Below are 5,076 nucleotides of genomic sequence, written 5' to 3'. Positions count from 1 at the left end.
CCGTTCGCCGCGGTGCTCCCACAGATCAAGAATTGGCTCAACACCCCGGGCCACACCGAAGAGGTCATCCTGCTCTACCTCGAAGACGAGCTGCAGGACGCCGCGGCATACTCATCAACACTCGCCATCCTCGAAGACAGCCTCCGGCGTCCGGACGGAACGAGCCTGATCTATCACCCCGACCAGGCCGGCCGCGCCGCGAACGGCTGCGTCCCGCTCCCGCTACAGACGTCACGCAACGACGTCCGCGCCGCGGGCGCACAAGTCGTGCTGGTCAGTTCCTGCATACAAAGCTGGTCAAATGACGTCTTCACCTGGAAGGGCCCAGAGGTGGAGAGCGGCTCGACGTCGAGGTATCAGCCATACCCCACCTGCGACGCCACCTATGACAGCGACGTGTACGCAACAAAGCTCGTCCGCTACTACGAGGACTCCACGTTGGTGTCGGCCCTGACCAGCCCAACCCGGCCACCGGCCAATCCGGCGGCGCTGACACCGTCGAAGGTGCAGGCGATGACCGACTGTGGTGTCAACCTGTTCGGCTTCGACCAGTTGCTCCCCGAAGACGGGCGTATCCAGGCCACGCTGTGGAGCTGGGCTCCTGACGAACCACGCGCGACCGCCGGAAGCTGCACCCTCCAAGCGGCCAACGGCCGCTGGGTGGCCGCGCCGTGCGAAGCCCCGCACCCCGCGGCCTGCCTCAACGCCGGGGGCACCTGGACATTGACGCCAAATCCGGTGAGGTTCGACCAGGCGCCGTTAGCCTGTGCGGCCGTCAACGCAGACTTCGCCCTGCCGCGAACGGGAAACCAGAACGCCCGGCTACACGCCGTGGCCGGACCCGCCGGCGGCGCATGGGTGCGCTACCTAGCGGCTACTGCACCCGGTCCAGCAGCGACGACGACCCCAGCACCCGCTCCACGAGAACTTCGATAACCACCCGTCGCGGATTGGCCCGCGGGGTCCGATAGCGCTGGGCATAGCGCAGTTCGGCATCGCGGACGGCATCGATGTCGCGATTCACCGAAGCCTTGCCTTCCAACGACAGCCAGCGCGCGCCGTCCACCTGACTCAACACCGCGATCCCGCCGCGCTCGGCGTTGACCGCCTTCTGCGAGCCGCCGGTGGTGATCACCCGAGCGATATGCGTCGTGGGATCGAAGGTGAAACCCACCGCCACCACATGGGGCGAATTGTCGGCCCGCAGCGTGGTCAGCATGGCCAGATGGCGTTCGGTGAGAAACGCCATCGCGTCGTCGGTGAGTCGGGTAGTGGTCTTGGCCATCGCCACCCACGCTAGCGCAGGTGATAATCGCAGCCGTGGACGACACGGGCGCAGCTCCGGTGGTAATTTTCGGCGGCCGCAGCGAGATCGGCGCCGAACTCGCGCGCCGCCTGGCCCCCGGGGCGACGGTGGTACTGGCCGCACGCCGGGCCGACCGGCTCACCGAGCAGACCGTCGCCCTGCGTCAAGCCGGCGCAAAACACGTCCACACCAGGGAGTTCGACGCCGACGACCTGGCCACCCACGGCCCGCTTATCGCCGCGATCACGGCCGAGCACGGACCCATCGGCACGGCGGTGCTGGCCTTCGGCATCCTGGGGGATCAGGCCCGGGCAGAAACCGATGCCGAGCATGCGATCGCCATCGTGCACACCGACTACGTCGCCCAGGTCGGCCTGCTCACTCATCTGGCCGTGGCCATGCGCAACGCCGGCACCGGAACACTGGTGGTGTTCTCCTCGGTGGCCGGAATGCGCGTGCGCCGCGCCAACTACGTCTACGGGTCGGCCAAGGCCGGCTTGGACGGCTTCGCCAGCGGGTTGGCCGACGCGCTGCACGGCAGCGGAGTGCGGTTGCTGATCGTGCGGCCGGGATTTGTGATCGGGCGCATGACGCAGGGCATGACGCCCGCGCCGCTGTCCAGCACCCCGGCGCAAGTGGCCGAGGCCACCGCGCGGGCCCTGGCGAAGGGGCGGCGCACCGTCTGGGTCCCGTGGGCGCTGCGGCCGACGTTCTTCGCGATGAGGCTGCTGCCGCAGTTCGTGTGGCGCAGGATGCCGCGATGATCATCGTGGTCGGCATCGGCGCCGACGGCATGCCGGGTCTTTCGGAGCGGGCGCGCCACGAATTACAAAGGGCTACCGTCGTTTACGGCTCTAAACGGCAACTCGACCTGCTCGACGACACCGTAACCACCGCCAGACGTGGGTGGCCGTCACCCATGTTGCCCGCACTCCAACAACTACCGGCACACGGGCCCGACATCCACGTCGTCGCCAGCGGCGACCCGTTGATGCACGGCATCGGCGGCACCCTGATCCGGTTGTTCGGCACCGACGCAGTCACCGTGGTGTCCCATGTGTCGGCGGTGACGTTGGCGTGCGCCCGAGTGGGTTGGAACGTCCACGACACCGAGGTGATCAGCCTGGTCACCGCGGCACCGCACACCGCAATACGCCGCGGCGGCCAGGCGATCGTTCTCTCCAAAGACCGGACCACACCCACAGCACTGGCCGCGCTGCTCGACGAAAACGGCCGCGGCAAATCGGAATTCAGTGTGCTCGAACAGCTCGGCGGGCCGGACGAACGCCACCGCCACGGCACCGCCAGCCACTGGGCCACCGAAACCGCATGCGACATCGACGATCTCAACGTCATCGCCATCCGCTACCTGCCCGACGAGCGCATCTCGTCACTGTCCGACGACGCGTTCGTCCACGACGGCCAGATCACCAAGCACGGCATCCGGGCCGTTACCTTGGCCGCACTGGCACCCCGGCCGCGACAGCGGTTGTGGGACGTCGGCGCCGGATCGGGCAGCATTGCCGTCGAATGGTGCCGCAGCGCGCCGGGCTGCACCGCGGTGGCGTTCGAGCGCGACGAACGGCGCCGCCGCAACATCGAACGGAACGCCACGACCTTCGGCGTCGACGTCGACGTGCGCGCCCAAGCGCCCGACCAGTTTGACCACGCCGCACCACCGGCGACGATCTTCATCGGCGGCGGCCTGACTCAACCCGGCCTCCTCGACGCCTGCCTGGCCCATCTGCCCGCAGGCGGCCGACTGGTCGCCAACGCGGTCACAGTAGAGGCAGAAGCCATACTGGCACAGGAGTATTCGCAATTCAGCGGTGAGCTGCGACGCTTCCAGCACTACCGCGGCGACTCGCTGGGCGGCTTCACCGGCTGGAGCCCGCAGCGGCCGGTGACGCAATGGACGGTGACCAAGCGATGACGGTCTATTTCATCGGCGCCGGCCCGGGTGCTGCGGACCTGATCACCGTGCGGGGCCAGCGACTCCTCGAACGGTGCCCGGTGTGCCTTTATGCCGGCTCGATCATGCCGAAAGATCTACTCGCACAATGCCCGCCGGACGCGAAGATCGTCGACACCGGACGGCTGACGCTGGAGCAGATCGTCACCGAACTCGCCGCCGCCGACGCCGCGGGCCACGACGTGGCCCGGCTGCACTCGGGCGACCCGTCGCTGTACAGCGCGCTCGCCGAGCAGTGCCGCCGGCTCGACGCGCTGGGCATCGGCTACGAAATCGTTCCTGGTGTACCGGCTTTCGCCGCGGCCGCCGCCGCTTTGAAACGCGAGCTCACCGTCCCCGGAGTGGCGCAGACCGTGACCCTGAGCCGAATCGCGACTCTGTCCACACCCATGCCGCCCGGCGAGGACCTGGCCACCCTGGCCAAGTCCGGCGGCACCCTGGTCTTGCACCTGGCCGCCGCGCAGATCGACAAGATCGTCCCGCAGCTGCTATCGGGCGGCTACCGCCCCGAAACGCCGACCGCCGTCGTCGCTTTCGCCAGCTGGCCACAGCAGAGGGTACTGCGCGGCACGCTGGCCGATATCGCCGCGCTAATGCACGACGCCCACATCACCAAGACCGCCGTCATCATCGTCGGCGACGTGCTGGCAGCCGACGGCTTCACCGACAGCTACCTTTATTCGGCCGCACGTCGGGAGGCGCATTGACACGACTGCTGCTGCTCGGCGGCACCGCCGAGGGACGGGCTCTGGCCGCAAGGCTGCACCCGCACGTCGACATCGTCAGCTCGCTGGCCGGCCGGGTGCCGGATCCCGCACTGCCGGTCGGCCCGGTGCGCATCGGCGGGTTCGGCGGCGTCGACGGCCTGCGGCGCTGGCTGGTCGATGAACACATCGACGCCGTCATCGACGCCACTCACCCGTTCGCGGCCACCATGACCGCGCACGCCGCGCAGGTCTGCAGTGAACTGAAAAAACCCTATGTGGTGCTGGCCCGCCCGCCGTGGGATCCCTGCGACGCGATCGTCGTTACATCCGATACGCAGGCCGCCGAAGCCGTTGCCCGGCAACAGTTTCAACGCATCTTTCTGACTACCGGCCGCTCGGGCGTCGCGGCCTTTGCCGGCAGTCCCGCGTGGTTTCTGATCCGCGCGGTCACCGCGCCTGACGACACCGTGTTGCCGCGTCGCCACCAGCTGGTGCTGTCCCGCGGCCCGTATCACTACGACGATGAAGTCCAGCTCCTGAGACAACACCACATCGACGCGCTGGTCACCAAGAACAGCGGCGGCGACATGACCAGGGCCAAGCTGAATGCCGCCGCGGCACTTGATGTTCCGGTGGTGATGGTGGCACGTCCGCCGCTTCCCGCCGGCGTCACGACTGTGAGCACCGTGGCGCAAGCCGCCGCCTGGGTCGACGGACTGAGCTAACCGGTCAGTTCGTCGCGTTCGGTATCGACCAGCAGCGCATCGCACGCGCGAGCCACAGGGGACCGGATGGTGCCGACCGGGCAGCCGCACATCGCCGCGGCATCGGCGTAGGACAACCCGAGTAACCGGCTGAGCAACAGCGCCTCGCGCTGGTCGGCGGTGAGCTGGGTTGCAGCCGCCAAGGCCAGTTCGGTGACGGCCTCGTCTCGGTTGCCGCGGTCATGGGGATCCGCCTTAAACCGTAGTTCCCCCTATTGAGTGGGCTTCGAATTCTCAATGTTGTTCGTGAGCAGGTGTTTTACGGTCATGCGATGCGGGTGAAGTAGTCATGTATTATCGTATCAGTGTCGGCGTGTTCAGTTGCCA

At 67.8% G+C, this 5,076-nt stretch carries 5 protein-coding genes and 2 pseudogenes; 5 read left to right on the top strand and 2 right to left on the bottom strand.

The features are described from left to right. Positions 1 to 936, top strand: a pseudogene (locus tag EET03_RS15055) (hypothetical protein); the annotation flags it as partial. On the opposite strand, the gene EET03_RS15050 reads toward EET03_RS15055, so the two are convergent. Beyond that, a complete protein-coding gene (locus EET03_RS15050) occupies positions 875 to 1,291 on the bottom strand; it encodes a F420-dependent biliverdin reductase (protein ID WP_208649058.1) in 417 nt (138 codons plus the stop codon). The pseudogene EET03_RS15055 and the gene EET03_RS15050 sit on opposite strands and share 62 nt — an antisense overlap. A gap of 29 nt (positions 1,292 to 1,320) precedes the next feature. Here EET03_RS15050 and dprE2 point away from each other — a divergent pair, with 29 nt between their 5' ends. From dprE2 to EET03_RS15030, 4 genes are read left to right on the top strand one after another with little or no spacing between them, the layout of a single operon-like run. Beyond that, the gene (gene dprE2 / locus EET03_RS15045; protein ID WP_075542290.1) at positions 1,321 to 2,070 is read left to right on the top strand and encodes a decaprenylphospho-beta-D-erythro-pentofuranosid-2-ulose 2-reductase; all 750 of its coding nucleotides are present in this window, start codon (positions 1,321 to 1,323) and stop codon (positions 2,068 to 2,070) included. After that, the gene (locus tag EET03_RS15040) at positions 2,067 to 3,239 is read left to right on the top strand and encodes a bifunctional cobalt-precorrin-7 (C(5))-methyltransferase/cobalt-precorrin-6B (C(15))-methyltransferase (RefSeq protein ID WP_075542292.1); all 1,173 of its coding nucleotides are present in this window, start codon (positions 2,067 to 2,069) and stop codon (positions 3,237 to 3,239) included. Before dprE2 ends, EET03_RS15040 begins: the two co-directional genes overlap by 4 nt. Further along, on the top strand, positions 3,236 to 3,985 hold the full coding sequence (gene cobM, locus EET03_RS15035) for a precorrin-4 C(11)-methyltransferase (RefSeq protein WP_075542291.1): 750 nt from the start codon (positions 3,236 to 3,238) through the stop codon (positions 3,983 to 3,985). The genes EET03_RS15040 and cobM overlap by 4 nt, the downstream gene beginning before the upstream one ends. Then, positions 3,982 to 4,710: a cobalt-precorrin-6A reductase gene (locus tag EET03_RS15030; RefSeq protein ID WP_063472798.1), complete on the top strand. Its 729-nt coding sequence runs from the start codon at positions 3,982 to 3,984 to the stop codon at positions 4,708 to 4,710. The genes cobM and EET03_RS15030 overlap by 4 nt, the downstream gene beginning before the upstream one ends. Here EET03_RS15030 and EET03_RS15025 read toward each other — a convergent pair. Continuing rightward, a pseudogene (locus EET03_RS15025) lies at positions 4,707 to 4,940 on the bottom strand (sigma factor-like helix-turn-helix DNA-binding protein); the annotation flags it as partial. The gene EET03_RS15030 and the pseudogene EET03_RS15025 sit on opposite strands and share 4 nt — an antisense overlap. Positions 4,941 to 5,076 lie beyond the last annotated feature (136 nt).

Origin of the sequence: Mycobacterium innocens, assembly GCF_900566055.1 — a bacterium.
Taxonomy (GTDB): Bacteria; Actinomycetota; Actinomycetes; order Mycobacteriales; family Mycobacteriaceae; genus Mycobacterium; species Mycobacterium innocens.
This window is presented reverse-complemented; position numbering and strand designations above follow the sequence as displayed.